A 25703-nucleotide genomic window follows, 5' to 3' on the forward strand; every position below is an offset into this window, starting at 1 on the left:
TTGCGGGTCACAGCAGTCGCAGCGGGCAGGTGAACTCGCCGGTCAGAGCGGGATGTTGCCGTGCCGGCGCTGCGGCATCGGGGCCCGCTTGCCGCGCAGCGCGCGCAGGGCACGGCAGACATGGGCGCGCGTGTCGCGCGGGGCGATGACATCGTCGACGTATCCGCGCTCGGCGGCGAGATAGGGCGTCCCATGGGTGCTCTCGTACGCGGCGACCAGGCGGGCCCGCAGCGCCTCGGGGTCGGCGGCGGCCGCGAGTTCCCGCCGGTGCAGTACGCCCACCGCGCCCTCGGCGCCCATCACGGCGATGCGGGCGGTGGGCCAGGCGAGGTTGATGTCGGCGCCCAGGTGCTTGGAGCCCATGACCGCATACCCGCCGCCGTACGCCTTGCGCACCACCACGGTGACCTTCGGGACGGTCGCCTCGGCATACGCGTACAGCAGTTTGGCGCCGCGCCGAATGATCCCGGCCTGCTCCTGGCGGACACCGGAGAGATAGCCCGGCACGTCGGCGAAGGTCAGCAGCGGCACGCCGAACGCGTCGCAGAACCGTACGAAACGCGCCGCCTTCTCGGAGGCGTCGATGTCGAGGACCCCGGCGGCGTGCAGCGGCTGATTCGCGACGACACCGACGGACCGGCCCTCGATCCGGGCCAGCGCACAGATGATGTTGGGCGCGAACAGCTCCTGGACTTCGAGGAGTTCACCGTCGTCGACGACCGCGCGGAGGATGTCACGCATGTCGTAGGCCTGCCCCAGCCGATCCGGCACCACCTCGTCCAGCCAAGCCCCGCCCGGCACCGGCCCCGGGGCGTACTCCGGGGGCCGCTCGAGGTTGTTGGCGGGCAGATACGACAGCAGATCCCGTACGGTGTCGAAGGCGTCCTGCTCGTCGGCGGCGAGGAAGTGCGCGTTGCCGTTGACCGTGTTGCTGGTGCGGGCGCCGCCCAGGTCCTCGGCGGTGGTGCGCTCGCCGGTGACCGCCTCGATGACGTCGGGCCCGGTGACGAACATGTGTGCGGCGCCGTCGACCATCACGGTGAAGTCGGTGATGGCGGGGGAGTAGGCGGCCCCGCCGGCGCACGGCCCGAGGACGACCGAGATCTGCGGGATCACCCCGGACGCCCGCACATTGCGGCGCACCAGCTCGGCGTAGAGGGCGAGCGAGGCGACGCCTTCCTGGATGCGGGCGCCGCCGCCGTCGTTGAGCCCGACGACCGGGCAGCCGATCCTCAGGGCGAGGTCCATCAGTGCGACGGTCTTCTCACCGAAGGCCTCGCCCATGCTGCCGCCGAAGACCGTGGAGTCCTGCGCGAACACGCACACCGCACGGCCGTCGACCGTGCCGTGCCCGGTCACCACCCCGTCGCCGTACGGACGCCGGGCGTCATCCCCGGCGGGCCGCGCCCGCACGAACAGGCCGGTCTCGGTGAAGGAACCCGCGTCCAGCAGCCGTTCGATCCGCTCCCGGGCACCGAACTCCCCACGCCGGCTCGGCCCGCCCGAAGACACGGCCTGCGCCCGCCGGCCCTCCAGCTCGGCGATGCGCCCGGCCGTGCGGTCGGTGGTGCGGTCGGGAACGCGCGTCGCCGTCTCCCCGGCACGGGATGTTGTCGCCTCTCGCGTCACAGCCACCTCCGAAGTGGCTTTCGAATATGGCAGCGGAGCAGGGCCGAATTGGGGGAATCACTGTTCAATTTGCGGGAGATGAGTCCTGCGGTGCCGGTGTTAGTCCGTGCGTGACAAGCAGCCGGCGAAACGGGGTGGCGGCACGGTATGGAGGGCGAGCCTCAGGCGCCCCCGGTGGAATCAGCCTCCCGACCGGATCGGGCCGACGGCGTTCAGCAGGGTCTTGCGGGCGGCGGTCGAGTCGTCCAGGCAGCCCGCAGCCATCGCGCCGTCGGGGAACGGCGATCCGCGAAAGCCGCGCTCGCCGGCGGGTGCGCGTGCAGCCGGCGGTTCGGCCACCTGCCGGTAGTGGGCGTCCTTGGTCGGCAGACAGGCGAGTGCTCACGAGGCGGCAGCTGCCCCTCCTGCTACCGGGCAGACCAACGGCACCCCGAACGGGACCAAGCGGAACAAGCGCCACCAGCGCCCCGCATGCGCGCAGCCGTCACACAGCGCACCCTGGTGCTATGGCGGACGCACAGCCCATCGTGATCTACCCGCCCGCCGAGGACGGTGGCCGGCGGGTTCGTGTGGGCGACCATTTCCGCGGGATGGCGTACGGGCTGCTGGACATCGTCGAGTTCCTGCGCCTCGCGGGTCTGGAGGACGCCGACGAGGCGTGGGTGCGGGAATCCGGGCTGGTCGAGTGGCGGGGCGGCGGCCCGGACGTGTGGCAGCACTGAGTGCCGCATGACTGCACGGCGTTCGATGAGCTTCGCGCCGATCACTGCCTCAGCCGAAGTGTCGGATGCGGGCGGCTATTTCGGGCGCGTCAAACGGTCGCAAGATTCGAGCTGTTTCGCTGCTCGCCCGAAAACGCGTGTGACTCCCCCATGTGCTCGATGCGCTGCCCAGGCGCGGCAGGCGAGAAGAGCTGGATCTTCGGTCAGTCGTTCCTGCGTGTGTCCGCGTGGGCTGCGGGCTCGGGCAGGGGTTCGGTGTTGCAGCTGCTGAGGCCGTCGAGGGAGATGCGCAGGAGGCGGCGCCACTGGCCCGGGTGGCTGTCGCCGGTCGTCAGGACGGCCTGGCTCAGGGAGCCGCTGAGCAGGACCAGATCGTCGGTGGTGACGTCGGGGCGCAGGAGGGAGTGGGGCCGCCGTTGGTGGTGTAGCTCTCCAGGACGGCGCGGTTGCCGGCCTGTGTGGTGAGCATCTGCTCGAAGAAGCCGGTCAGCGCCTGCCAGGGGTCTTCGGTGGCGGTGGCCTGCTGGTGGGCGGCGGTGAGCCAGGAGTCGAACTGCTGTTCAAGTGCGGTGAGAAGCAGGTCGTCCTTGGTCGGGAAGTGGCGGTAGAGCGTGCCCTTGCCGACGCCGCTGCGCCGGGCGATCTCACGGACGTCGACGGTGCCGCCCTGCTCGGCGAAGACGGCGCCGGCCGCCTCCATGATCGCGGCACGGTTGCGCTCGGCGTCGGCGCGGCGGCCGCGCTTGGCGGGCTGGAGCGCTTGCTCCGGTTGGTTGCGGGAGGCCCTTGAGGCCTTCGTCTGCGCTCCTGCTTGAGCCCTGCTCCCCTGAGAACCCACCGGCGGACGGCACGGTCCGCGAGACGGGGAGACCCCTTCCATGGCAACACTTGGCTTCATCGGCAGCGGCAAACATCGGCACGAGCCTCGCGCGGCTCGCGATCGCGGCGGGGATCGACGTCGTCCTGTCCAACTCCCGAGGCCCCGAGACCCTGGCCGGGACAGTGGCCGAGCTCGGCGAGCGGGCCCGCGCCGCGGCCCCCGAGGAGGCGGCCCGGGCGGGCGACTGGGTGGTGGTGAGCATTCCGCTGGCCGCCTACCGGGAGCTTCCCGCCGCCGCACTGGCGGGCAAGGTCGTGCTCGACACGATCAACTACTACCCGTCCCGCGACGGGCGCGTCGAGGTCCTCGACTCCGGCAAGACCACCACCAGCGAACTCGTCCAGGAACACCTGACCGGCGCAAAGCTGGTCGAGGCGTTGAACAACATCAGCGACCACCACATCCCTTCACTCGCCCGCCCCGCGGGCGCCGCCGACCCCATCGCCCTGCCCATCGCCGGCGACGACCCACAAGCCAAGGCGGGGGCCGCGGACCTGATCAGCCGGCTGGGCTCCGACACCGTCGACGCCGGGCCCCTGGCCGAAGGCTGGCGCTTCGAGCCGGAGACCGACCCCTACGCGGTGCCGTACTCCGCCGCCCCCGACGCCATGAGGGCCTTCTGGACACAGGTGAGCGAAGCCCTCCGCTCCGGCACTGCGCCGCAGACGCCGCCCCCCGTCGATGGGGGCGTCCCGCTGCCCGCAGCACGGCTGCGCACCCTCCTCGCCGACACCTCCCGCAAGCTCACCGCCGACCGCGTGGTGGCCTGACCCCTCGACGAGTTCCGGCCGGTCCGGCGGCCCGGGTCCGCCTGGAGAGGCTCCGGCCGTTCATCGGGAGCCCTGGGATCTCGGGGCTCCCGCGTGAGCGGCTGTGCGTGGCGTCAGCGTGCGAACTTCTCCATGGCCGCCGGCGTGACGGGGGTGAAGAAGTTGACGAGGTTGCCGTCGGGGTCGCGGAACAGCAGCGACCGGTTGCCCCAGGGCATCGTGGTGGGCTCGTTGACGAAGTCGGTGACGAAGCCGGTCAGGTTCTGGTGAACGCGGTCCACGTCGTCGACGAGGAACTCGGTGATCACGCTGTGGTTGTCCGCCGGGCGGGCAGAGCCCGGGGCGAACAGCGGGACGGTGCGGGTGCCGGCGATCGCGAGGGTGGCGCCCGCGGTCTTCAGTTCGGCGAAGTCCTCCGTGGCCCACGCCGCCCGCGCCCCTGTGGCTCGCTCGTAGAACTCGATGAGGCGCGCTACGTCGCTGGTGATGATGCGGATCGAGACGAAGTCCATGGGAATCTCCTTGGCTGTGCTGGAGGCGTGCACGTCGCAGGCTAGGAGAAATAGTGGACAGAATCGGTCCTGTATTCGCGTTAGGCTGCGAACATGCCTCGACCCACCGGCCGCGTGCTGACACTCCTGGAGCTGCTCCAGTCGGGCGGCACCCGGACCGTGGCCGAGCTCGCCGACCGGCTCGGCGTCGAAGGGCGCACCGTGCGCCGGTACGTGGACCAGCTGATCGACCTGGACGTGCCCGTGGAATCGGTGCGCGGCCGCTACGGCGGCTACCGGCTCGCCCCCGGCTACCGCTTGCCTCCGCTCATGCTCAGCGACGACGAGGCGCTGGCCGTGCTGCTCGGCCTGGTCGCCGGCCGCCGGGCAGGGCTGACGACGACGGAGCGCACGGCAAACGAGACGGCATCGGCGAAGATCCGGCGGGTGCTGCCCAAGCACATCGCCCGCCGGCTCGACACCCTCCTGGAAGCTCTCGCCTTCACGGATCAGCCCGGCGAGTTGGACCACCCGGACGCCGGGCTCCTGCTCACCATCGCCGATGCGGTGCGCCACCGCCGACCGGTCTCGATCCGCTACACCGACCGCGACGGACGGCGCAGCGAACGCACACTGCACGCGTACGGGATCGTCGCCCATGCGGGCCGGTGGTACGTCACGGGCAAGGACGCCCAGGTCGGCGAGGACCGAACCTTCCGGCTCGATCGCATCGCAGACGCGCGGACCCTGCCCGGCTCATTCGAGGCGCCCGTGGGTCCCGGTCCGGCACAGCGCGTGTTGTCAGGATTCGCCACGGCCGAGTACCGGCATGAGGTGACCTTGCGGATCCACGGGACAGTTGAGCAGATCCGCGCGTACCTCCCCGCCGGCGTCGCGAGCCTGGAGGAGCACGAGCCCCCGGCCGGCGAGGACCCGGCGGCCGAGCGCTGGCTGCGCGTCGAGCTGCGGGCGGAGCGGCTCGACTGGTTGCCTCGGATACTCGCCGCAATCGACCGGCCGTTCGTCATCGAGCGCCCCGCTGAACTCCGCGACCTCGTCATCGCGCTTGCCGATCGCCTCACCTCCAACGCCCGCCAAGCCTGACAGTGAGGAACTCCCGAATGCATTACGACCGCCGGCGCGCGGAGGGCAAACGCCACTCCAGGCCGTAACCGCCCTCGCTCACCGCTCGGTCAGCGTCTTGTGGACCTGATCCGAGACGGCCGTCTCTACGTGGTCGCCGCGCCTCAACCCACCCGCTGGTGGCGGCGATCGTCCGACCGCCACAACCAGCGAAGGGCGTCGGGAAGCAGGACCCCGCCGTGGTTGGGGCTGTGGCCGCCGTCGCCGAGGACGAGGCGGAAGTCGTAGCGGGCTTCTGCCAGTGCGGCCGCGACGCGCAGGTTGTTGGCGAGCCAGTTCGCCTCGGGTTCGTTCCAGCGCAGGTCACGGTGTCCCGCTTGCATGAAGATGCGCAGCGGCTTACGCGGGACGCGGGGGATGAGTTCGGGGTATGGGTTGCCGCCTGGCATCTGGGTGAAGCTGGACAAGTACCCGATCACCCGGCGGAATTTGTCCGGGCGCAGCCAGGCTGCGGTAAAGGCGCAGTTGCCGCCGCTGCTGCCACCGCAGATGCCCCACCGGTCGGGGTCCTCGACGATCGAATAGCGCTTCGTGACCTCTGGGATGATCTCTGTCAGGAGAAAGCGGACGTACCGGTCGTCGTAGGCGTCGTACTCGGTGTTGCGGTTCTTCTGATTCTCAGCATCTGCGAAGACGCCCGGGTCGACGAACAGGCCGATGGTGACCGGGATGTCACCGCGGTGGACGAGGTTGTCCAAAACGATCGTGCCTCGGACCTCCCCTTCAGGGTCCAGGTACCACCATCCGTCCTGGAACACCATCAGAGACGCCGGTTCCGAGGGGTCGTACCGCGCGGGCACATGCACCCAGAACTTCCGTGAAGTTCCCGGGTAGATCGCGCTGTCGCTCCAGTCGAACTCGATCGTCTCGCCGGCCGGTACGCCTGGCTGCACGGTGGAGTCGGGGCCATGGGCATAGCGCACGTCTGACTGGTGAATCGGAAGCGGCTGGTAGGGCACCTCGATCGTCACGCGGCCCAACCTAGGAAGGATCAGGAACGGTCTCAACGGGGTTTGTGAGCACCGCGACGCCGAAGCGGGGGGTCGCCGACGGCTACCCGTCCATCCTCGAAGCGGACGATCTCGTCCCACTCCAGCCGGTGCCACCGCAGCACCGTGCTGAACCTCAGTTATGGACAGGGTTTCAGCCTGCCCGGTGTCCCACCGGTCGCTGGTTCAGCGTCGCTTTCCGGGCTCTGGGGCGGTGGCGTTCTGACTGGCGCGGCGCATGGCCTCGTACAGTGCTGCGTCGTCCGGCGGGTCCGGCAGCGGGCCGCGGGCCGGGGCCTGGAAGGACTGGATCATCCAGGCGACCAGCCGGCGCCAGGCGTCCGGGGCGGCATCGGCCGTGGCGCCGAGGACTCCGGCGTTGGCCATCAGCAGCAGCACGAGATCGCGGCTGGTGAAGTCCTCGCGCAGCTGCCCGCTGTCCTTGGCGCGGCCGATGAGTTCCAAGAAGCCCTCGTATGCCCGGGCGTGGTACTTCTCCAGCTCCGGGACGCCCGGGAAGTTCATGGTCAGGATGTCGGCAAAGCCGCGGTCGGCGGCCTGCATCGCGCAGACCGTCTCGATGTAGCCGGTGAAGCCGTGCCACGGGTCCGGGTCGGCCAGGGCCGCGTCGGTGGCGTGCGCGTACGCCTTCATGCGGTCGGCGAAGACCGCGGCGAGCAGATCCTCCTTGCGGGGGAAGTGGCGGAAGAGGGTGGCGATCCCGACCCCGGTCTCCCGTGCGACCGAGGCCATCGAGGCGTTCAGCCCGTCGCGCCCGAAGACCGTGCGCGCGGCGGCGATGATCCGCCCCCGGTTGCGCTCCGCATCGCTGCGCTTGGACTGACCTGCGGAAACGGCCGTGCCGACGTCGGCTTCGGTGCGGGGATCTCGGGGGCTCATACCGATCAGACTAGCAAACCGGAATGCCTTATCCAGTTCCTGTGTTACGGTGGACAGTAAAACGGATAGGGCTTTCCGGAAACGAAATGGATAGCCCTATCCACCTCCCTTTCAGTGAAAGGCTCTCACATGCCCACCATCGCCATCGTCGGCGCCGGCCCCCAGCTCGGTCTCGCCATTGCCCGCACCTACGGCACTCACGGCTACGACGTCGCACTGATCGCCCGCAACCGGGCCAAGCTCGAAGACCTTGGCGGTGAGCTGGCCGCCGAGGGCATCACCGCCGCCGCGTTCCCCGCCGACGTCCTCGACCGCACCGCGCTCACCCAGGCACTCAAGGACGCGGCCGCACACTTCGGCGGCATCGACGTCCTGGAGTACTCCCCGGTCGGCGGCCTCCAGACCGTCATGACCACCCCGGCCGCGACCGAACCGGCCGACGTGCAGCACGAGATGGACTTCCAGCTCTACGGAGCCATCGCCGCCACCCGCGCGGTGCTGCCCGCCATGCGTGAGGCCGGCGCGGGCACCCTGCTGTTCACCACCGGCGCCGGCTCCGTCGATCCCGTGCCGCAGATCGCCAACGTCAACGCCGCCGCCGCGGCGCTGCGCAACTGGGTGATCAACCTGCACAAGGAGCTGGACGGCACCGGCGTCCAGGCCGCGCACGTCGCCATCAACGTGTCGATCGGCACGCCGGCGGTCCCCGGATTCCCGACCGCCCAGCCCGAGGAGATCTCCCCGGTCTACTGGGACCTCCACACCACCAAGCGCGACCGGGCCGAACTCGTCTTCAGTCTCTGACGCCCATCAGTCAGCCGACCGCCTGGCCTCCCGCTATCTACGCCGCGCACTTCGCCATCGACACCTGGCTCGGGGAGGGCGGCCCCGAAAGCATTCCCTCGGCTCCCGGTCAGAACCAGTGCAGGCAGTGCGGGGAGCGCTCGGCGCGGAAGAGGGTGTCGGCGAGGGCGGCCGCGCCCGGGCGGTGGGCCTGGATGTGTCCCGCACGCACGAGCGTGCTCGGGGCGGTGCCGCCGAGGTAGATCGAACCGAGGTCGCTCGCGTCCAGGGACAGATCGGGCTCCCGGTCCGTGGGGACGCATTCGGCTTTGCCGTCGCGCACCGTCAGCAGGTAGCGGCCGTGCTCACCGAGGAACGGGTCGTCGACGTCGAGGACGAGCTCGCCGTCCACGGACCAGCCGCGCGCGGTCAGCGCACGTGGGACGTCCAGCAGACGTACCCAGAGCCAGTCGGTGTCGTTGCTGACCTGGCCGGCGCGGAAGTCCGCAAGCTGCCAGCGCAGCGGACTGTCGGGCGGGATGTGCTTGAACACCACCTGACGGACCAGGTCGTGTCCGAGCACGAACCGGGCCAGGGCCGTGAAGGCGGCGTCGCCGCTCGCGATGGTCTCGTCGACCGTCAAGGCGTCGCCTTCGCCGATTGCATAGCTGGCGTACCCGTCCGGGACACCCGCGGCGTCACGGTGGACGGCCACGTAGCGCGGCGCCGGAGAGATGGGGGGCTGCCCCGCGCCCGAGGCCCACCAGCGGTGCGGCCTGGACAGCGCACCGGGCTGTGCGCGGCGGTAACGGTCGTAGACCTCTTCCAGGATCTCGCCGCACTCCGCCCGCCGCAGCAGCTCGACCGAGCCGGTGTCCCGAGCGGTTGCCGGTGCCTCGGCCGTTCCGTGCGCCCGGGGGAGGGCGAGGGCGGCCTGGTGGCGCGGCACCGTCAGCCGCTGTGTGTAGGTCGCCGGCCCGTAGCCGAACCTGCGGTAGATCACGGCCTCGGAGGCCAGCAGCACGGAGAGGAATTCACCTCGGGCCCGCAGTTCGGTGAGCTGATGCCGCATCAGCGCGGTGAGCACGCCCTTGCGTCGGTGCGAGGGCAGGACGCCGACGGCGGTCACCCCCGCGGCCGGTGCGAGGATCTCACCGGGCAGCGTGAGCTCGAAGGAGTACGCACCCGCGGTGCCGACGGGCCGCCCGTCCGCCGTAACGGCGAGCAGGTTGCGGTCCATTTCGAGCGCCGCCCACCACACTCCGCCGCCGCCGTCCGCCGGGGTTTCCGGGAAGCGCCCGAACGCGGCATACATGGTGTCGACGAAGACGTCGAAGTCCTGGTCGGTCGTGGAACGGATCTCCATTGCTGCCGCTGCCTCCCCGGGCTACCGGCACCACGACCCGCGGTGCCCCGCCACAGTGCAGCGCCGAGGCGTGGCCGGGTCAAACGAATTACGGCCGGGCCTGCGGCCGTTCAGATCTGTTGGCGATCCTCAAAGCGGTCAGCATGATGCCGGTGACCGGAGCACTGCGCGGTCTCGACGGCCCGCGCACGTCTCACGGTCACCGGCGTGCTGTGACGCCGGAAAGGCGCGGTCCGCCTATGCGGCCTGGGTGAGTTCGGCGCGGCCGAACAGCAGCGCGTAGCCGGAGGGAAGCCGGCGCAGGATGCGGGTGACGAGGTCGCGGCCGGCGTAGGCCGCGACGGCGGAGAAGACGGATCCGGTGTCCCAGCGGGTGGTGGCCAGGGAGGCGCCGGTACGGGCGGAGAGGTCCTTGACGAAGGCCCAGCCGGTCAGTGGCCGGGTGTCGGGGATCTGGGCGGTGAGGATGCGTGCGGCTTCGAGGGGGAGGCGGCCGGCGAGTTCGACGCGTTCGTCGCCGGTCAGCTGACGTCCCAGCCCGGCGAGGACGAGGCGGACGGCTTCCTCGGCCTTCTCGCGGGTGGGGTAGGCGCCGTCGTAGCGGACCTTTTCCAGCATGTGTTCGTACGCCCTTCCATAGGGCTGCTGGAGCGGTGCGCTGTGGTCGGACATCACTGCGGTGGTTGCCTTTCTGTCACCGGGGTCGTGGTGGCCGGTGCGCGGCCACTGGTGGGTGGGTGGTCAGGTGGGCTGAAGGCGGCCGAAGAGCACGTCGTAGCCCGCGGGGAGTTGGAGCAGGATCTCTTTGAGGAGGTCGTCGCCGGCGGCGTCGGCGGCCGTGGACAGGACGGCGCCCACGTCCCAGGCGGCGGTCTGTTCGGTCGCCCCTTCGATCCAGGCGGCGGTCGCGCGCACGAACCGCTCCGGGGGCAGCGGTTCGGCGCTCTGCAGCGGATTGAGCAGGATCAGGGCGAAGTCTTCCGGCAGACGCGCCGCCAGCCGTGCGCGTACCTCGCCGACCAGGTGTGCGCCCAGCAGGGCGAGCACCACGCGGGCCGCGCGGTCGGCTTCCTGCAGGGTGGCGTACTCACCACGTTCCTTCACATGGTTGAGGAACGCTTCGCGTCGCACAGTCACGTCGGCCGCCACCCTTCCTCGGTCCACGGGGAACGGAGGACAGGCCCGGGGGGAGATCAGGTACCTGTCCTCCGCCGTTGTTCGCTTTTCGGCCGTCCGGCTCAGCCGGAGATCTCCTTGCGGCCGGATCCGACGCCGATGGTGATCTTGCGGGGCTTGGCGCGCTCGGCGATCGGAATGCGCAGGGTGAGCACGCCTGCCTCGTAGTCGGCCTGGATGTGCTCGGTGTCCAGCGTGTCCGCCAGCACGAGCTGGCGCGAGAAGACGCCGAGCGGCCGTTCCGACAGCTCCATCTGTACGTCGTCGGCCTTCGTCACGGGCCGGCGCTCGGCCTTGACGGTCAGCATGTTCCGTTCGACGTCGATGTCGATGGCGTCCGCGCCGACGCCGGGGACGTCGAAGGCCACCACGTACTCGTCACCCTCGCGGTAGGCGTCCATCGGCATGGGGGACGGCCGCGACCAGGTGCCCGGGCCCATCAGCTGCTGCGCCAGCCGGTCCAGCTCACGGAAGGGGTCAGTGCGCATCAACATCGGAAAACACCTCCAGGAAGGTTCAGGCAGTTGCTGCCAATGCGCCTCACTGAAACCGTTGTACCATGTCGTCCAATGGATGACAAACGTGGTGTCGTCCAAAGGATGACCAACCTGAGGAGGTGCCCATGACCCAGGCTGACCAGCCGACATCGTCCGGTATCGGAGCGCCGAGCCCCGCGTCGTTCCTCGCCGCTGCGGCAGCTCTGCACGCCATAGACGATGCCCTGCAGGCCGCCCGGCACGAGGACCACGACACCACCGACACCCAGGACGTCGGCCCGGAGAAGGCCCTGGCCTCGCTTCTGCTGCTGCGGCAGGTACGCGAGCAGCTCGCCGAATGGGAAACCGGCCTGATCGAAACCGCCCGCCAGGCGGGTGCCAGCTGGGCCGACCTCGCCCACCCCCTCGGCGTCTCCAGCCGCCAGGCCGCCGAACGCCGCTATCTGCGGGGCCGGCCCGGTCCCGCGGGAACCACCGGCGAACAACGCGTCCAGGCCACCCGCGAGCGCCGCGCCGCCGAGCGCACGACCGCCGCCTGGGCCCGCCGCAACGCAGCCGACCTGCGCCGCATCGCCGGCCAGATCAGCGCCCTCACCGACCTGCCCACCGCGGCCCGCAGCCCGCTCAGCCAACTTCACGCGGCCCTCGCCCACGACGACCCCGCCGCCCTCATCCACCCCCTCAACGCCACCCGCCCCCACCTCACCCCCGACCACCCCGACCTTGCCGCGCAGCTCGATGCCCTGACCAACTCCGCCACGAACCCGGGAGCCCCTGGGCGTTCGAAGCGGTAGTCGGCGGCGATCTCGGCTGAGATCCGGAGCAGCGTGATCGCCTCACACAGCCGCCCCACCAGGCGACGATCCGGCACCTGAACCGGATCCGGGATCGGTCATGTGATCAGGCGGCTTCCGGCATCACGAGGCCGTGGGCGACGACGCGCCGTGCGCCGCGACGGTACTTGCGACAGAGAGCCGCCGGGCCGGGCGGCTTGCAGCCGCGCGCGGACCACGCCGTGCACCCCCCGGTGGCGCGACCGGGCGGCCACGCGGCAGACGGACGCTAGTTCCTGCTCAGCGTCCGGGTGACCCCGGCCACGACCGCCGTTGTCAGGACCCAGCCGATGGCGATCAGCGCGTATGCCAGACCCTGTATGCCGCCCTGTGCCCAGTGCCAGTGGTCGCGCTGGCCGAGGCCGCCGATGGGCACCAGCAGGTCAAGGGTGTAGGCGACCGGGTTGAACGGCGTGTCCTCGCCCTTCGTGTTCGCCACGGGGTTGTGTGCCGAGAACACGAGCGAGCCGACGAGCGTGAGCAGCGCCAGCCAGATTCCTGCGATCCACGGGCGGTAGCCGTATCCGACCGTGGAGTCGAGCAGCCAGCCCCAGGCTCTGCCCGCCGGGCCCAGCGTCGCCCGTCGGTGCCGCTCCCGCACGAGCAGCACCTGTCGTGCCTCGTCCTCGTGCCCGCATCTGCGGTAGTGGGAGGCGAGTTGCTCGTACGGCTGCGGGACGTAGACGGGCTGGTGGCGCAGCCACGCCAGCCGGTTCTCGACGTCCTCGCGCCGGGTGGGCGCCGTCTCGCCGAGCCAGCCGTACGTCAGTCCGTCCAGACCCAGCGTCTTCGGCCAGGTCGACGGGTGGTCCTGGATACGGTCCGCGTGCGCGTTGCGCAGGTTCACGCCGCCCGCCGGCCGGTGCCGAAAGCGCAGGTCGAGCGCCCCGGCCTGCATCCCCACGCACATCAACGACGTGCCGGAGCCGAGCAGTTCGGCATCGTCGAAGGTCAGCAGGTCCTCTATCCGTACGCTGCGCAGCCGCACCCTGCCGTCGGTCGTGAACCCCCGTGACAGCCGTACGGTCGACGCCTTGAGCATGTCCCCGTGGAAGGCGAACGCGTCCGGCGCGCCCACCGTGATCCGCGCCCCGCGCATCCACAGCCCCCCTGGCAACTCGGCCCCGGGGAAGCTGACTTCGCCTTCTGCGACGAACCCGTCCTCACAGAACACCCCGCCCCGCATCACCAGGCCACCGGCATCCACCGCCATCCGCCCCGGCGCGATCAGCCGTGCCCCGTCGAGCCGCAGCGCACCCGCGATGTCCGCGTGCACGAGTTCGAGAGCGTGCTGCCCGTCCCCGCCGAGGGTCGAGCGGCGCAGGTCCAGTCGACCGCCGAAGTGTGCCGTCGGCGCCCGGAAGCCGGGCAGCGTGCAGTCGACGACGCTCACCCCGAGCGTCGTCGCCCCCTCCAGGCTGACGGCCTCGTCGAACCGGCACCCCTCGAACCGCACGGACCGCCTGATCTCCGCCCCGTCCAGCAGCAGCGCCCCGGTGACGTGGGCACCGCGCAGGATGTACGGCTCGGCTCCCGCGGCCTCGTCGAGGATCCCCCGCCTGACGCGTTCCGAGTCGACCGTCCGGTCGGGCTCAGGTGACACGGACGGTGCCGAACTCGGTCCGGGCGTCTGCCTCGTGCTCGGACCAGGCGAGTGGGGCAGCGCAGTTGTGCGGTCGGCTTGCGGTGTTCATCGGGCTCCAGGCGGTCCATCCGGCAGGCGTGCACTCTCTGCGGGAGACAGTGCCTAGGACGGCAGCATTCCACACCTCTCCGGAACCGGTCGGCGGTCACTGTCCCGGCGTCAGGATGTACGTGTTGAGGCTGCCCACCGTGGTGAGCGGGCTCGGGGAGCCGAGGTCGTAGCGGTCCACGGCGAGGTAGTTGGGCTTCTTGCGGGCGGCGGATGTGCAGAAGTTCTGCGCGCGGTTGAGGAGTTTGCCGTTGTCGGTCTGCGCGGTGGAGCCGATGGTGTAGTCGCGGAAGTGGTTCATCACGAACAGCGGGTGGAAGGCGGAGGAGTCCGTGGTGAGGGGGCGGGTGTCCCAGCGGCTGTAGCAGGACCAGTCCGAGGCGCCGATTCCGCCGCCCATGGACCAGTAGTTCTCCACGGTCCACTCGCGCTGGTACATCACCCCGAAGGTGTCGCGGGTGTTCCAACCGCTCGCGGTGTCGCTCGCCCGGGTCCGGTCACTGAAGATCAGCAGCTGCTTGCCGCGGGTGGCGAGGTCGGCCATGGTCGGCCAGCCCTTGGCCGCCACGCCCTCCTGGTCGGGCCGGTACAGCACGTCATGGAGGCCGTTCACCGAGGCGAGGGAGGACTTCAGCACGTCGGAGGAGGCGTAGTCCTCCAGAAAGACGGTGGCGAACTGGCCGGGGTCGGCCTTGAGGAAGTCGACGATGCGCTGCAGATCGGCGGCGAGCGGGACGGGGCTGCCGACGCCGTCGCAGCTGTTGTGGCAGAGGACGGCCTGTCCGGAGACGGTGTAGTCGTCGAGCATGAAACCGCGTACGCCGTCGGCCAGTTGCCGGCTGATGCCGTAGTTCTGGTTGGGGAACCAGCTGACCGGCCATGAGGCGAAGTTGCCGTCGACACCGTTGGCGAAGGCGTTGTGCGCGGTCAGGAAGGTGACCTGGTCCAGGGTGCGGGTGTCGGCGGAGGGTATCGCCGTGGTGGCGTAGCCGACCGGGGTGAGGTACCAGCGGGCGAGGTCGCCGGCCGAGCCGAGCTGTACGGCAGTGGCGTCGGAGGCGGAGCCGCTGAGGTACTGCGAGGTGCCGGGGGCGGTGATGGTGTACGTGCTGTCGGCGCCGGAGGTGATCGTCCAGGTGGTGCCGTCCGCGCCGCAGGTGGCGGTGACCGCGGAGGTGCCGCTGCGGCCGAGGCAGGTGCCGGACTCGTCGGCGTTCTGCAGCTGGTAGCCGCCGCTGACCGCGACCGGGGTCCACTGCTGGTGGTCCTCGTTGCCCTTGGGCTGGTGCGCGGCGACGGTGCCGCCGGCGTCGGCGGCGTTGCGGCCGGTGGTGTAGTTCTGCAGGTAGACCGAAGAGGTCGGGACCGCCGCCGAGGCCGTGCCGGGAAGCAGGGCGGGCGTGGACAGGGCGAGGGCGGCGGAACAGCACAGGACGCGCAGGGGGCGCAGGCGCACGGCGGGTTTCCCTTCACTCCGGCACGGGCGTGCCGATGGTGACCGAGGCATGACATATCCGGTGACACGTGCGTTGCGCCAGATACCGTCCGTGAATTCCTGCTGTCACTCAGCCTTTTGACGGCCAGTCAGGCTGCGTGGGACCACCACCCGCGTTGCCGTGCGCCACCGCACTGCGTTGCCGAGGCCCCGCCGCGGTGTCCTAGAGTGACTCTCACCTGACCTGGCACTTTAGGGACCTGCGAGGACACACGAACCATGTCGACCGAAACGTTTGAGTTCCAAGTAGAGGCCCGTCAGCTGCTCCAGCTGATGATCCACTCGGTCTACTCGAACAAGGACGTCTTCCTGCGGGAACTCGTCTCCAACGCCTCCGACGCGCTCGACAAGCTGCGCCTGGCCGCGCTGCGGGACGACAGCCTCGACGTCGACACCTCCGACCTGCACATCGAGATCGAACTCGATCAGGACGCCCGCACGCTCACCGTGCGGGACAACGGCATCGGGATGTCGTACGACGAGGTCGGCAACCTCATCGGCACCATCGCCAACTCCGGCACGGCGGCCTTCCTCAAGGAGCTGAAGGAGGCCCAGGACGCCGCCGGGGCCGAGGGGCTCATCGGACAGTTCGGCGTCGGCTTCTACTCCGGTTTCATGGCGGCCGACGAGATGACCCTGGTCACCCGGCGCGCCGGGGAGGCCGGCGGCACCCGCTGGTCCTCGCGCGGCGAGGGCACCTACACCCTGGAGCGCGTCGACGACGCACCGCAGGGAACCGCCGTCACGCTCCACCTCAAGCCGGCCGACGCCGAGAACCAGCTGCACGACTACACCTCCACCTGGAAGATCAAGGAGATCGTCAAGCGGTACTCCGACTTCATCACCTGGCCGATCCGGCTGGTCCCGCAGCCGGGCGGCGACGGCGAGGACACGCCCGAACCGGAGACACTGAACTCGATGAAGGCCCTGTGGGCCCGCTCGCGCGACGAGGTCTCCGACGACGAGTACCACGAGCTGTACAAGCACGTCAGCCACGACTGGCGCGACCCCCTGGAGACCATCCGCCTGCAGGCCGAGGGCACCTTCGAGTACCAGGCCCTGCTCTTCCTGCCCGCACACGCCCCGCACGACCTGTTCACCAGGGACTTCCGGCGCGGCCTCCAGCTCTACGTCAAGCGTGTGCTGATCATGGACGACTGCGAGGCGCTGCTGCCGCCGTACCTCCGGTTCGTCAAGGGCGTCGTCGACGCGCAGGACCTCTCGCTCAACGTCTCCCGCGAGATCCTCCAGCAGGACCGGCACATCCGGATGATCCAGCGCCGGCTGACCAAGAAGGTCCTGTCCTCGGTCAAGGAGCTGAAGGCGAACGACCCCGACAAGTACACCGCGTTCTGGCGGGAGTTCGGCGCCGTACTGAAGGAGGGGCTGTTCGGCGACCCCGACAACCGCGACGCCCTGCTCGCCGTCGCGTCCTTCGCGAGCACGCACTCCGAGGACGAGGCGACCACCCTCCAGCAGTACGTGGAGCGGATGAAGGACGGCCAGAACGACATCTACTACATGACCGGCGAGTCCCGGCAGAGCATCGAGAACTCCCCGCACATGGAGGCGTTCCGGGCGCGCGGCGTCGAGGTCCTGCTGCTCACCGACCCGGTCGACGAGGTGTGGGTCGACGCCGTGGGCGAGTTCGAGGGCAGGACGCTGCGGTCCGTCGCCAAGGGCGAGATCGACCTCGACGTCCAGGGCGACGAACAGGCCGAGGCCGAGCGGGAGAAGCAGACGGAGGCCTACGCCGCTCTGCTGGGCTGGCTGAAGGAGCAGCTGGCGGACGACGTGAAGGACGTCCGCCTGTCGACGCGTCTGACCGTCTCCCCGGCCTGTGTCGTCTCCGACGCCCACGACCTGACTCCGGCGCTGGAGAACATGTACCGGGCCATGGGCCAGGAGGTCCCGTCCGCCAAGCGGATCCTCGAGCTCAACCCCGCGCATCCGCTCGTGCAGGGCCTGAACCAGGCGTACCAGGAGCGCGAGGACCGCACCGAACTCGTGGAGACGGCGGAGCTGTTGCACGGTCTTGCCGTCCTCGCGGAGGGCGGCCAGCCCAAGGAGCCCGCGCGTTTCGTGAAGCTGGTGGCGGAGCGGCTGGAGCACGGCCTGCGCTGACGGGGGCCTCGCGCAGAGGCACTCGGCACGGCCGGTCCGTGCCGAGTGCCTGCCCTGAAGTGGGCGCAGGTCCCTGGGGTCAGCCGGTCGTGCCGGTCACCGAGTTGCCCGTCTTGGTGACGTGGTAGATCACCTTGGCGCCGCTTTAGAAGTGGAAGGTGAGTGAGACGCGGGAGTCGTCCTTGAGGGAGTTGACGAACTCGGAGGTCAGCTTGATGGAGTCGCCGGTGTACGCCGTGAAGGCCGTGTCCCACTGCTGATAGGGGGTCCAGCTCGCCGGGCCGGCGTTGCCTCCGTCGTCGTAGGTGGCCTCCATCGTGGCCAGTTGGTCACCCCGGAACCGGGTGGGGATCGTCAGGCCGCCGGTGTCTCCGGAAAGCGCTGGACAGGACCGGGGTGTCGTACGTGATCACGTCGATCCGCCACGGGACGCCTCGCGAAAACCCGGCCTGCAGTGCTGCGTTGGTCCCGTAGGTGCGGTCGCCGGCGAGCTCGGTGAGTGCGGCGGGCGTCAGCGTGAGCTGCTTGCCGGAGACGGTGTAGTCCCTGCCCTTGAGCAGGTTGCGGGAGCCGTACCGCAGGCCCTGGAAGTCCGTGCCGTTCAAGTTGAGGGTGAGGCTCTGGGCGGTGATGTCACCCGACTTCGGCAGGAACACCAGGTCGCTGGAGGCGGTGCCCGAGCGAGTGCTCCAGCTCGACTTGATCTGGGCGAACAGCTCCGGGGCCCGCCATTGCAGCGTGGTCCGGTTTTCAGGAACTGCCCGGCGTCCCACAGCATCGTGGTGAGCCTCTGCCGGCGGGCGTAGTTGCCCAGGAACTCGAAGTACTTGCGCTGCTCGCCCCGCTCGATGATGCCGGGGCGGTTGTGGTCGTAGGCGAGCATGGCGTACTAGCCGATGGTGACCAGGATGCCGTGGACGAGGAAGGTGTCATGAACGCGGTCGAAGGAGTCCGTGAGGTCCTTCTGGGCGGTCGCGTCGAACCGGGTGTAGCCGGCGATGTTCACGCTGAACGGCCACCAGCCGTAGAAGTGGACGGTCGTGGCCACCATGGGGTCGTGCAGGGCGGTGAGGCCGGCGGCCACCGCATCGAGCCAGCCCTGGTCGGCATTGGTGTAGAGAGTGGGCAGGACGAGCAGCCGGTCGGTGTTGCGGCCGCCGGAGGCGCGCACGATGCGGTGGAAGTCGGTGTTGGGCTCGGCCAGCAGCCGGTAGTTCTCCTCGTCCCCCGAAGTGCCGCTGAACGTCGGCTCGTTGATGCTCTCGAACGCCAACCGGGACGGCTCGTCGCGGAACGCCGCCGCGATCTGGGTCCAGGTGGCGCTGTAGCGGGCACGGACGGCGTCGTGATCCGTGGAGAGGTTGTTGACCCACATCCACGAGTCGTGGTGCATGTTGAGCAGCACGGAGAGGTTTTCGTCCAGCGCCCAGTCGACGACCTGCCGCACCTTCGCCAGCCAGGCCGGGTCGATCGGGTAGTCCGGGGCGGCGCCCTGGTGGACACCCCAGGTGACGGGCAGCCTTATGCTCCTGAAGCCCTGCGACTTGATCTTCTTGAACAGCGCCCTGGTCACGGGCGGGTTGCCCCAGGACGTCTCGTCGGGGATCGCGTCGTAGGTGTTGCCCAGGTTCCAGCCGGGCTGCATGGCCGCGACCGCACTGCGGGCGGTGGCGGAGCCGGCCGGAGGCGGATCGGCGGCTCCTGCGGTTGCGGGCATCAGCGGCAGGAGGGCGATCGCCAGCAGGAGCACCGCGGCGAGTCTCGGTACCAGTCTCCTCGTCATCACGGCACCTTCCGATGCGGGGTGTGGACCGCACAGGAAAATGTGAACTGGATTCGATAAAAACTTTCTCCGTGAGCGGCGGAGAAATTAACATGTAGATGTGTCCGGGGCCACAGGTTCGTCGGTACGAGATGCGAGAATGACGCGGCAGCACCTGTACGAGGCTGTTCAACCGGCTTTCGCGCCGGGCCCGCGTCCGCCGCGAACGGTTCGACGATCGGGAAGGCCACCTTGGCGGACAACGCAGCAGACGGACCGGCGGATCGGGAGCGCGAGGAGCGTGCCGCGCCCAAGTCGGTCACGATCGCGTACATCGCCGAGTCGGCGGGCGTGTCCGTGCCGACCGTGTCCAAGGTGCTCAACGGAAAGTCGGGGGTGTCCGCGGACACGCGTGCCCGGGTCGAGGAGCTGATCAACCGGTACGGCTACCGCAAGCCAGCCGGAGCGGGCCGAAGCAATGTCGTCGAGCTGGTGTTCCGCGAGCTCAAGGACATGTGGGCGGTCGAGATCATCCGGGGTGTGGAGCGGGTGGCGCGCCGGCACCGCGTCGGCGTCATGGTCTCCGAGTTCGGCCTGCACGACAGTTCGGCGCCGACCTGGGACGACACGGTCGCCCGGCGCCCCAACTGCGTGCTGTCGGTGGCGCAGCTCTCCGAGGCCGAACGCGAGCAACTGACGGCGAAGGGCATCCCGTTCGTCGTCTTCGACCCGATCATGGAGCTGCCTGACGACGTCCCGTACGTGGGCGCCACGAACTGGTCCGGCGGCCGCGCGGCGACCCGCCACCTCACCGAACTCGGCCACCGGCGCATCGCGATGATCAGCGGCCCCGAGGGCCAGCTGTGCTGCTCCGCCCGGCTGGACGGATACCGCTCGGCGATGCACGCCGCGGGCCTCCCGGTCGATCCGGAGATCGTCGTGCATGCCGGCCTCACCCGCGACGACGGCTACGACGCGGCGCGCACCCTGCTGGCCCTGCCCGAACGCCCGACGGCGATCTTCGCCGCCAACGACCTGCAGGCCCTCGGTGTCTACCAGGCGGCGCGCGAGGCCGGCCTGCGCATCCCGGACGATCTGAGCGTGGTCGGTTTCGACGACCTCCCGGTCGCGGCCTGGGTGGACCCCCCGCTGACCACCGTCCACCAGCCCCTGACCGAGATGGCGGTGGCGGCGACCGAGCTGGCGCTCACCCTCGGCCGCGGCGAGCAGGCTCCCCAGGCCGGCTTGGAGATCGCGACGACCCTGACGGTCCGGGGGAGCACCGCTCCGTTGAAGTAGGACCCCGCGAGAAGCAGGACCCTTCCCAAGGTTCGAAACTTTCGTATATCTGTCACGACACTTGCCAAGTGGTCCGGCCTCGTGAACCGTGGTGCGCGTCTCCCGTCCACCCGCCCGCTCGTCACAGCGCTGGAGGGCACATGCGCAGGCCGGTCCAAAGGCACCGCACCCGCCTGATCGGGCTTGTCGCGGCCATCCCGCTGGCCGCGGCGGGCTCCGTCTCCGCCGCCACCGCGCCGGCGGAGGCCGCTTCGGCTGCGATCGTCGCCTTCGTGCGGGTGGACGCCAGCGCCTTCACCCTCGACTGGTGGGACCTGCACAACGGCACCGACTGCAGCCGTGTGACCACCGTGGAAGGCGCCACCGACTACGACGACGGAGGAATCCTCTCCAGCGGCGCCTCCTGCGAACCGCCGCTGAACACGCCCTTCCCGCCTTACTACGGCGCCCGGATGATCACCAAGCTGGGTGCGCCGGGCGACCGGCTGGTCCGGGCCGCCAGTTCGACGTCGCTGGTGTCCGCGCACGCCGTGCGGCGGGCGAACGGCGACGTGAGCGTCCGGCTCATCAACAAGGACCCCGCGAACGCCGCCACGGTCACCCTGTCCTACAGCGGGTTCACACCGTCCTCGGCCACCCCGACCGTGTACTCGTACCTGAAGAACGCCACCTCGATCGCCTCCTCCACCACCGGCAGCGCCACCCGCCAGACCGTGCCGGCCTACTCGATCGTGGTCGTACAACTCCGTCGCAACGGCTGAGCCGGCGCACCGCTGCCCGGTGAGCGCAGCCAGCGACCCGCAGCCCGTGAACCAGTGAACCAGTGAAAGGACTCGATCAGGGTGTCGAGCAGGCCCGAGACGGGCACCACCACCGTCAACAACCCAGTCATCCCCGGCTTTCACCCCGATCCGAGCATCTGCCGGGTGGGCGAGGACTACTACCTCGCCTGCTCCAGCTTCGAGTACTTCCCCGGCGTGCCCCTCTTCCACAGCCGGGACCTGGTGCACTGGACCCAGATCGGCAACGCGCTGGACCGGCCCGGCCAACTGCGTCTGCCGCTGGACTCGCGCTCCTCGGGCGGGATCTACGCGCCCACCCTGCGCCACCACGACGGCCGCTTCTGGCTGATCGTCACCAACGTCAGCAGCGACGGCAACCTGCTGTTCACGGCCACCGACCCGGCAGGCCCCTGGTCCGAGCCGGTCCGGCTGCCCGGGGTGCACGGCATCGACCCTGATCTCGCCTGGGACGAGGACGGCACCTGCTGGTGCACCGTCGCCGGAGTGTCCCAGGTCCGCCTCGACCCCTACACCGGGGAGGCGTTCGGGCCTGCGCGGAAACTCTGGTCCGGCATGCCCGGCGCCAAAGCCCCCGAGGCACCGCATCTGTACCGGATCGGCGGCTACTGGTACCTCCTCATCGCCGAGGGCGGCACCGAACGCTGCCACGGCGTCTCGATCGCCCGTGCCCGCACGCCCTACGGCCCCTTCGAGCCGTGCCCGGCCAACCCGATCCTCACCCACCGCGGCACCGACCACCCCATCCAGAACACCGGCCACGCCGACCTGGTCCAGGCGCCCGACGGCTCCTGGTGGATGGTGTTGCTCGGGGTGCGCCCGGGCGGCGGCACCCCGGGCTGGCACGTGCTGGGCCGCGAGACCTTCCTGGCACCGGTGACGTGGGTGGACGACTGGCCGGTCGTCGGCGAACTGTCCCTCGAGGCGCCCGCGCCACCGTGGCCGCTCCGGCCGGGCCCCGTCACGCCGCTCCGGGACGACTTCGACCTGACCGAACTGGCCCCGCACTGGATCTCACTGCGCCATCGCCCCGCGGAGCACTGCACCACCAAGGAACGGACCGGCTGGCTGACCCTGCGCGCCCGCGGAGCCTCGCTCGACGACACCGACGTGACGTTCGTCGGCCGACGGCAGCAGCATCTGTCCTGCCGGGTGCGGTCCCTGGTCGACGTGGGGGAGGGGCGCGGCGGCCTGGCCGTACGCCTCGACGAGCAGCACCACTACGACATCGAGGCCGTCGCCGGTGAAGGGCAAGTGCGCGCCCGTATAGGCCCGTTGAGCACAGTCGTGGCGTCCCGGACGGTACCGCCCGGCCCCGTGGTCCTCCGCATCGAGGTGGCCGCCGTCGAGACCCTGAACGACGCGCGCACCGGTCCCGACACCGTCTCGATCGGCATCGAGGAACCGGACGGCACCTTCGCCGAACTCACCTCACTCGACGGCAAATACCTGTCCACGGAGGTCGCCGGAGGCTTCACCGGCCGCGTCTTCGGAATGTTCGCCTCGATCGGCTCCGTTCACTTCGACTGGTTCGACTACGAGCCGCTCGACCACTGAAGGCGGGCCCCTTCCGACCTGGAGGGGGGAGGACCCGATCGGACAATGGGAAGCGTGTTGTGGCGCGTGTTGGGACACTGCGTCGGTGACCGGTTCCGCACTGCCTCAACCGCTTCGCCCTCGTGCCCTGAGGCCCGGAGATCTCGTCGTCATCGCGGCGCTGTCCGGGCCGCTCCATGCCGCTTACGAACCCGACCTCGAGCAGGCGGAGGTGGTGCTGGAGCGGATGGGATTCCGTGTGCGCCGGGCACCGCTCCTCGAAGCAGGGCGGCACCGGTGGTGGAGCGCGGCCACCCCGGCGGAGATCGCCAAGGAGTTCAATGCTCTGCTGCGTGATTCCGAGGTGCGCGCCGTCATCGCGCATGACGGCGGCCAGACGGTGCTCGGTTACCTCGACCTGATCGACGTCGAGGCCATCGCGGCCGACCCCAAGCCGATCCTCGGCTACAGCGACATTTCACTGCTGCACCTGGTGCTCTACGGGCGCACGGGTCTGGTCGGATTCCACGCCGACCTGGCCACTCCCGGACTCGGCGGTCACTGGCAGGCCGCGCCCGCAGCCCGCCGAGCCGAACTCGAAAGGCTCTACTCGACACTGCTGACCGGCGGCGAGGCGATCGGTGCGCTGCCGGCCACCCCGTCGTGGGAGTGCTGGCGTGCCGGCCGCACCGAAGGCCGGCTGATCGGCGGGGTGATCAATCGCATCGTGCTGGCCCAGGCCACGCCCTTCGCGCTGCCGCTCGAACGGTTCGACGGTGCGGTGCTGTTCTGGGAGGAGGCGGGCGGCCAGGCATCGTATGTGTGGAGCTACCTACAGGTGCTGCGGCACTGCGGCATCCTCGATCGGATCTCCGGAATGGTTGTGGGCGTCCCGCACGCGATCGACGGGCTCGGCGGGCCCGGCGCGTCGCCGACCCTCGCCGAGATGGTCCTCGACGTCCTCGGGGACCGTGACATCCCGGTCCTGGGAAACGTCGAGTTCGGACATGCGGGCCCGAACCTTCCGATGCCGGTCGGCATCCGCGTCGGCCTTGATGCGCAGCAGCGGACATTGTCGCTGCTCGAACCGGCGGTACAGCCCCTCAGCGGGCGGTCTTGACCGGGCGGGGTCTGCGCCGCCGCAGGGCCGCTTTCGGCTCGCTGTGATGCGTGCGGTGACCCGTCGCATCCTGCCCTGGTCCCTGTGCCACATAGGGTGGTGGCGGCTCGCGTTGGAGGTCGGTACGACCCCGTGAAGCCTGCCGCGAGGCAGCGGTCGCATGTCGCATCGTGCCGGGATGGCGGCAGAGCGTCAGACCCCCGCATCTCACGTCCAAGGAGATCCCGCTCCCATGACTTTGGTGGAATCGCTCCGAGCCCACCGCCTGTTGGCGATCGTCCGCGGCAAGGAGCCCGCCGCGGCCCCTGCGCACCAAGGCCACCCTCGCCGAGGAGGGCATCGCCGCCGTCGAGCTCTCGCTGACCACCATTGACCCCCTGACGGTGATCAGGCAGGCGCGCGCCGAACTGGGCCCCGACGCGCTGGTCGGCGCCGGGACCGTGCGCTGGGCCGAGGACGCCGCCCGCGCCGTGGACGCCGATGCGTCCTACCTCGTGACGCCGGCACTGGTCGACGGGCCGGACTCGTGCGGCGTACCCGTGCTGACGGGAGCACTGACGCCGAGCGAGATCGAACTCGCCCTCGCCCGGGGCGCCTGCGCGATCAAGCTCCTTCCCGCCTCAGTCGGCGGACCCGACTACCTCGCCGCACTGAGGGGCCCCTTTCCCGAGGTGCCGTTCGTGCCCGTCGGAGGGGTCGACGCGTCCGCCGCCCGCGACTACCTGGACCGGGGTGCGACGGCCGTCGGCGTCGGTTCACCTCTGATCGGGGACGCCGCCGACGGCGGTGACCTCGGTCAACTCCGCAGCCGGGCCGCGGCGTTCCGCGCCGCGGTCACCGGGGAGACCGCATGACCCCGTCGGCCGGCCAGTCGGCGCCCGAGGTGGTCACCCTCGGCGAGACGATGGCCGCCCTGCGGGCCCACAGCCCCCTGCGACTGGGCGGAGACCTCGGACTTTCCGTCGCAGGAGCCGAGTCCAACGTCGCCATCGGCCTCGCCCGGCTCGGACACCGGGTGCGCTGAGCCGGCCGGGTCGGTGCGGACTTTTCACCGTCGGGTGACAAGGTGAGGACCACGCGTCCGCGGAGGCCGCACGCCTCCAGCAACCGGTGTGCCTCGGGGGCCTGTTCGGCGGGAGGATCTGCGCGACTCGCGGGGTGAGCCGGCCTTCCTCGGCCAGCTGCCGCAAGCGGGTCGAGCTTGGCGTGTCCCCGTGCGTACTGCGGCACGAACGTCGTCAGGGTCACGATGCCGCGCGCGTCGTGTACCCGGACGCCTTGCACCGTCGACGCCGTTGGGCTGCTCCCAGCGCACCAGCTCCGCCAAGTCGTCTCCGCGAGCTACGACGACGTCGGCGCCCAGGTTCGCCGGGCAGGAAATTCGAGCAGGTCCAGGGCCATACGGGCGGTCAGGCCGTTCATTGGCCGGCTGGCGGCCCGGATGCCGGTGAGGCCGGCCGGGGTGCGGACCACCGACTCGGCGGGGACGACGAGGTGTTCGGCGTGGGCCCCGGCGAGGAGTCCTGGAAGCGTTGCGTCAAAAAACAAAGGCAAGGAGAGATCTCTCCTTGCCACTCTCAACTTATAGCGCACCGGGGGGCTTGCCGCAAGGCCCCGGTCGCGGTGCAGAATCGTCGGCCGGTTGCACCACCTGCGGATATGGGGGAATCAGGGATGAGGACGCAACGGAGCACG

Annotated in this window: 25 protein-coding genes and 2 pseudogenes; 12 read left to right on the forward strand and 15 right to left on the reverse strand. The window is 70.2% G+C overall.

Going from position 1 to position 25703, the window contains the following annotated elements:
* Positions 1 to 42: 42 nt before the first annotated feature.
* Positions 43 to 1629 (reverse strand): acyl-CoA carboxylase subunit beta, encoded by a 1587-nt coding sequence (locus EDD92_RS42585; protein WP_123970806.1) that lies wholly within the window; start codon positions 1627 to 1629, stop codon positions 43 to 45.
* A 506-nt stretch (positions 1630 to 2135) separates the two neighbouring features.
* Here EDD92_RS42585 and EDD92_RS42595 point away from each other — a divergent pair.
* Positions 2136 to 2351: a hypothetical protein gene (locus EDD92_RS42595; protein ID WP_123969216.1), complete on the forward strand. Its 216-nt coding sequence runs from the start codon at positions 2136 to 2138 to the stop codon at positions 2349 to 2351.
* A gap of 346 nt (positions 2352 to 2697) precedes the next feature.
* Here the strand turns inward: EDD92_RS42595 and EDD92_RS42600 are convergent, their stop codons facing one another.
* Positions 2698 to 3189, reverse strand: coding sequence for a TetR/AcrR family transcriptional regulator (locus EDD92_RS42600; protein WP_260327162.1), 492 nt, complete (start codon positions 3187 to 3189; stop codon positions 2698 to 2700).
* Positions 3190 to 3239: 50 nt separating this feature from the next.
* On the opposite strand from EDD92_RS42600, the gene EDD92_RS42605 reads away from it, so the two are divergent.
* Entirely contained in the window at positions 3240 to 4001 is a 762-nt protein-coding gene (locus EDD92_RS42605; RefSeq protein ID WP_123969217.1) for an NADPH-dependent F420 reductase, read from the forward strand.
* Positions 4002 to 4114: 113 nt separating this feature from the next.
* Here the strand turns inward: EDD92_RS42605 and EDD92_RS42610 are convergent, their stop codons facing one another.
* Complete coding sequence (locus tag EDD92_RS42610; protein WP_123969218.1) at positions 4115 to 4513, reverse strand: VOC family protein; 399 nt, start codon at positions 4511 to 4513, stop codon at positions 4115 to 4117.
* 93 nt (positions 4514 to 4606) lie between these two features.
* Between EDD92_RS42610 and EDD92_RS42615 the strand changes: the two genes are divergently transcribed.
* Positions 4607 to 5596, forward strand: coding sequence for a YafY family protein (locus EDD92_RS42615; protein ID WP_123969219.1), 990 nt, complete (start codon positions 4607 to 4609; stop codon positions 5594 to 5596).
* A gap of 143 nt (positions 5597 to 5739) precedes the next feature.
* On the opposite strand, the gene EDD92_RS42620 is transcribed toward EDD92_RS42615, so the two are convergent.
* Together EDD92_RS42620 and EDD92_RS42625 are read right to left on the reverse strand one after the other, a co-directional pair.
* On the reverse strand, positions 5740 to 6606 hold the full coding sequence (locus tag EDD92_RS42620) for an esterase family protein (RefSeq protein WP_123969220.1): 867 nt from the start codon (positions 6604 to 6606) through the stop codon (positions 5740 to 5742).
* A gap of 204 nt (positions 6607 to 6810) precedes the next feature.
* The gene (locus EDD92_RS42625; RefSeq protein ID WP_123969221.1) at positions 6811 to 7524 is read right to left on the reverse strand and encodes a TetR/AcrR family transcriptional regulator; all 714 of its coding nucleotides are present in this window, start codon (positions 7522 to 7524) and stop codon (positions 6811 to 6813) included.
* A gap of 129 nt (positions 7525 to 7653) precedes the next feature.
* On the opposite strand from EDD92_RS42625, the gene EDD92_RS42630 reads away from it, so the two are divergent.
* A complete protein-coding gene (locus tag EDD92_RS42630; protein WP_123969222.1) occupies positions 7654 to 8328 on the forward strand; it encodes an SDR family oxidoreductase in 675 nt (224 codons plus the stop codon).
* A gap of 109 nt (positions 8329 to 8437) precedes the next feature.
* Here EDD92_RS42630 and EDD92_RS42635 read toward each other — a convergent pair whose 3' ends face one another.
* From EDD92_RS42635 to EDD92_RS42650, 4 genes are all read right to left on the reverse strand, one after another.
* Positions 8438 to 9673, reverse strand: coding sequence for a GNAT family N-acetyltransferase (locus EDD92_RS42635; protein ID WP_123969223.1), 1236 nt, complete (start codon positions 9671 to 9673; stop codon positions 8438 to 8440).
* Positions 9674 to 9910: 237 nt separating this feature from the next.
* On the reverse strand, positions 9911 to 10345 hold the full coding sequence (locus EDD92_RS42640) for a DUF2267 domain-containing protein (RefSeq protein WP_399185138.1): 435 nt from the start codon (positions 10343 to 10345) through the stop codon (positions 9911 to 9913).
* A 69-nt stretch (positions 10346 to 10414) separates the two neighbouring features.
* Positions 10415 to 10810, reverse strand: a complete 396-nt coding sequence (locus EDD92_RS42645) for a DUF2267 domain-containing protein (RefSeq protein WP_123969225.1) — start codon at positions 10808 to 10810, stop codon at positions 10415 to 10417.
* Positions 10811 to 10911: 101 nt separating this feature from the next.
* Positions 10912 to 11343 carry an Hsp20/alpha crystallin family protein gene (locus EDD92_RS42650; protein WP_123969226.1) on the reverse strand — a complete coding sequence of 144 codons (432 nt, stop codon included), beginning with the start codon at positions 11341 to 11343 and terminating at the stop codon, positions 10912 to 10914.
* Positions 11344 to 11471: 128 nt separating this feature from the next.
* Between EDD92_RS42650 and EDD92_RS42655 the strand changes: the two genes are divergently transcribed.
* On the forward strand, positions 11472 to 12140 hold the full coding sequence (locus EDD92_RS42655) for a type III effector protein (protein WP_123969227.1): 669 nt from the start codon (positions 11472 to 11474) through the stop codon (positions 12138 to 12140).
* Between the two features lie 268 nt (positions 12141 to 12408).
* On the opposite strand, the gene EDD92_RS42660 is transcribed toward EDD92_RS42655, so the two are convergent.
* Together EDD92_RS42660 and EDD92_RS42665 are read right to left on the reverse strand one after the other, a co-directional pair.
* Positions 12409 to 13782: a pentapeptide repeat-containing protein gene (locus EDD92_RS42660; RefSeq protein ID WP_123969228.1), complete on the reverse strand. Its 1374-nt coding sequence runs from the start codon at positions 13780 to 13782 to the stop codon at positions 12409 to 12411.
* 187 nt (positions 13783 to 13969) lie between these two features.
* Positions 13970 to 15328 (reverse strand): RICIN domain-containing protein, encoded by a 1359-nt coding sequence (locus EDD92_RS42665; protein ID WP_260327163.1) that lies wholly within the window; start codon positions 15326 to 15328, stop codon positions 13970 to 13972.
* Positions 15329 to 15586: 258 nt separating this feature from the next.
* On the opposite strand from EDD92_RS42665, the gene htpG reads away from it, so the two are divergent.
* Positions 15587 to 17491 (forward strand): molecular chaperone HtpG, encoded by a 1905-nt coding sequence (htpG, locus tag EDD92_RS42670; protein ID WP_123969230.1) that lies wholly within the window; start codon positions 15587 to 15589, stop codon positions 17489 to 17491.
* A gap of 145 nt (positions 17492 to 17636) precedes the next feature.
* On the opposite strand, the gene EDD92_RS52220 is transcribed toward htpG, so the two are convergent.
* The 3 genes from EDD92_RS52220 to EDD92_RS52230 all read right to left on the reverse strand — a co-directional run bounded on the left by EDD92_RS52220 (position 17637) and on the right by EDD92_RS52230 (position 19274).
* Positions 17637 to 17807: a hypothetical protein gene (locus tag EDD92_RS52220; RefSeq protein ID WP_311736797.1), complete on the reverse strand. Its 171-nt coding sequence runs from the start codon at positions 17805 to 17807 to the stop codon at positions 17637 to 17639.
* Positions 17808 to 17820: 13 nt separating this feature from the next.
* On the reverse strand, positions 17821 to 18264 hold the full coding sequence (locus EDD92_RS52225) for a X2-like carbohydrate binding domain-containing protein (RefSeq protein ID WP_311736798.1): 444 nt from the start codon (positions 18262 to 18264) through the stop codon (positions 17821 to 17823).
* 116 nt (positions 18265 to 18380) lie between these two features.
* The gene (locus EDD92_RS52230; protein ID WP_311736799.1) at positions 18381 to 19274 is read right to left on the reverse strand and encodes a glycoside hydrolase family 5 protein; all 894 of its coding nucleotides are present in this window, start codon (positions 19272 to 19274) and stop codon (positions 18381 to 18383) included.
* A gap of 231 nt (positions 19275 to 19505) precedes the next feature.
* Between EDD92_RS52230 and EDD92_RS42680 the strand changes: the two genes are divergently transcribed.
* From EDD92_RS42680 to EDD92_RS42705, 6 genes and pseudogenes are all read left to right on the forward strand, one after another.
* On the forward strand, positions 19506 to 20552 hold the full coding sequence (locus tag EDD92_RS42680; protein WP_185124312.1) for a LacI family DNA-binding transcriptional regulator: 1047 nt from the start codon (positions 19506 to 19508) through the stop codon (positions 20550 to 20552).
* 140 nt (positions 20553 to 20692) lie between these two features.
* On the forward strand, positions 20693 to 21313 hold the full coding sequence (locus tag EDD92_RS42685; protein ID WP_123969232.1) for a hypothetical protein: 621 nt from the start codon (positions 20693 to 20695) through the stop codon (positions 21311 to 21313).
* 81 nt (positions 21314 to 21394) lie between these two features.
* On the forward strand, positions 21395 to 22909 hold the full coding sequence (locus EDD92_RS42690) for a glycoside hydrolase family 43 protein (RefSeq protein WP_185124313.1): 1515 nt from the start codon (positions 21395 to 21397) through the stop codon (positions 22907 to 22909).
* 85 nt (positions 22910 to 22994) lie between these two features.
* Positions 22995 to 24008, forward strand: a complete 1014-nt coding sequence (locus EDD92_RS42695) for an LD-carboxypeptidase (protein WP_123969234.1) — start codon at positions 22995 to 22997, stop codon at positions 24006 to 24008.
* 232 nt (positions 24009 to 24240) lie between these two features.
* A pseudogene (locus tag EDD92_RS42700) lies at positions 24241 to 24862 on the forward strand (bifunctional 4-hydroxy-2-oxoglutarate aldolase/2-dehydro-3-deoxy-phosphogluconate aldolase).
* A pseudogene (locus EDD92_RS42705) lies at positions 24859 to 25029 on the forward strand (sugar kinase); the annotation flags it as partial. The pseudogenes EDD92_RS42700 and EDD92_RS42705, both read left to right, overlap by 4 nt.
* A gap of 320 nt (positions 25030 to 25349) precedes the next feature.
* Here EDD92_RS42705 and EDD92_RS42715 read toward each other — a convergent pair.
* On the reverse strand, positions 25350 to 25562 hold the full coding sequence (locus tag EDD92_RS42715; protein ID WP_123969235.1) for a hypothetical protein: 213 nt from the start codon (positions 25560 to 25562) through the stop codon (positions 25350 to 25352).
* Positions 25563 to 25703 lie beyond the last annotated feature (141 nt).

This window comes from Streptomyces sp. TLI_185, assembly GCF_003814765.1.
GTDB lineage: Bacteria > Actinomycetota > Actinomycetes > Streptomycetales > Streptomycetaceae > Streptomyces.

Bases quoted from the DNA above. Each gene is read 5' to 3' on its own strand.
- EDD92_RS42595 (WP_123969216.1), top strand. From the start codon at position 2,136: ATGGCGGACGCACAGCCCATCGTGATCTACCCGCCCGCCGAGGACGGT.
- EDD92_RS42610 (WP_123969218.1), bottom strand. From the start codon at position 4,513: ATGGACTTCGTCTCGATCCGCATCATCACCAGCGACGTAGCGCGCCTC.
- EDD92_RS42615 (WP_123969219.1), top strand. From the start codon at position 4,607: ATGCCTCGACCCACCGGCCGCGTGCTGACACTCCTGGAGCTGCTCCAG.
- EDD92_RS42625 (WP_123969221.1), bottom strand. From the start codon at position 7,524: ATGAGCCCCCGAGATCCCCGCACCGAAGCCGACGTCGGCACGGCCGTT.
- EDD92_RS42630 (WP_123969222.1), top strand. From the start codon at position 7,654: ATGCCCACCATCGCCATCGTCGGCGCCGGCCCCCAGCTCGGTCTCGCC.
- EDD92_RS42635 (WP_123969223.1), bottom strand. From the start codon at position 9,673: ATGGAGATCCGTTCCACGACCGACCAGGACTTCGACGTCTTCGTCGAC.
- EDD92_RS42640 (WP_399185138.1), bottom strand. From the start codon at position 10,345: ATGTCCGACCACAGCGCACCGCTCCAGCAGCCCTATGGAAGGGCGTAC.
- EDD92_RS42650 (WP_123969226.1), bottom strand. From the start codon at position 11,343: ATGTTGATGCGCACTGACCCCTTCCGTGAGCTGGACCGGCTGGCGCAG.
- EDD92_RS42655 (WP_123969227.1), top strand. From the start codon at position 11,472: ATGACCCAGGCTGACCAGCCGACATCGTCCGGTATCGGAGCGCCGAGC.
- htpG (WP_123969230.1), top strand. From the start codon at position 15,587: ATGTCGACCGAAACGTTTGAGTTCCAAGTAGAGGCCCGTCAGCTGCTC.
- EDD92_RS52220 (WP_311736797.1), bottom strand. From the start codon at position 17,807: ATGGAGGCCACCTACGACGACGGAGGCAACGCCGGCCCGGCGAGCTGG.
- EDD92_RS52230 (WP_311736799.1), bottom strand. From the start codon at position 19,274: ATGACGAGGAGACTGGTACCGAGACTCGCCGCGGTGCTCCTGCTGGCG.
- EDD92_RS42685 (WP_123969232.1), top strand. From the start codon at position 20,693: ATGCGCAGGCCGGTCCAAAGGCACCGCACCCGCCTGATCGGGCTTGTC.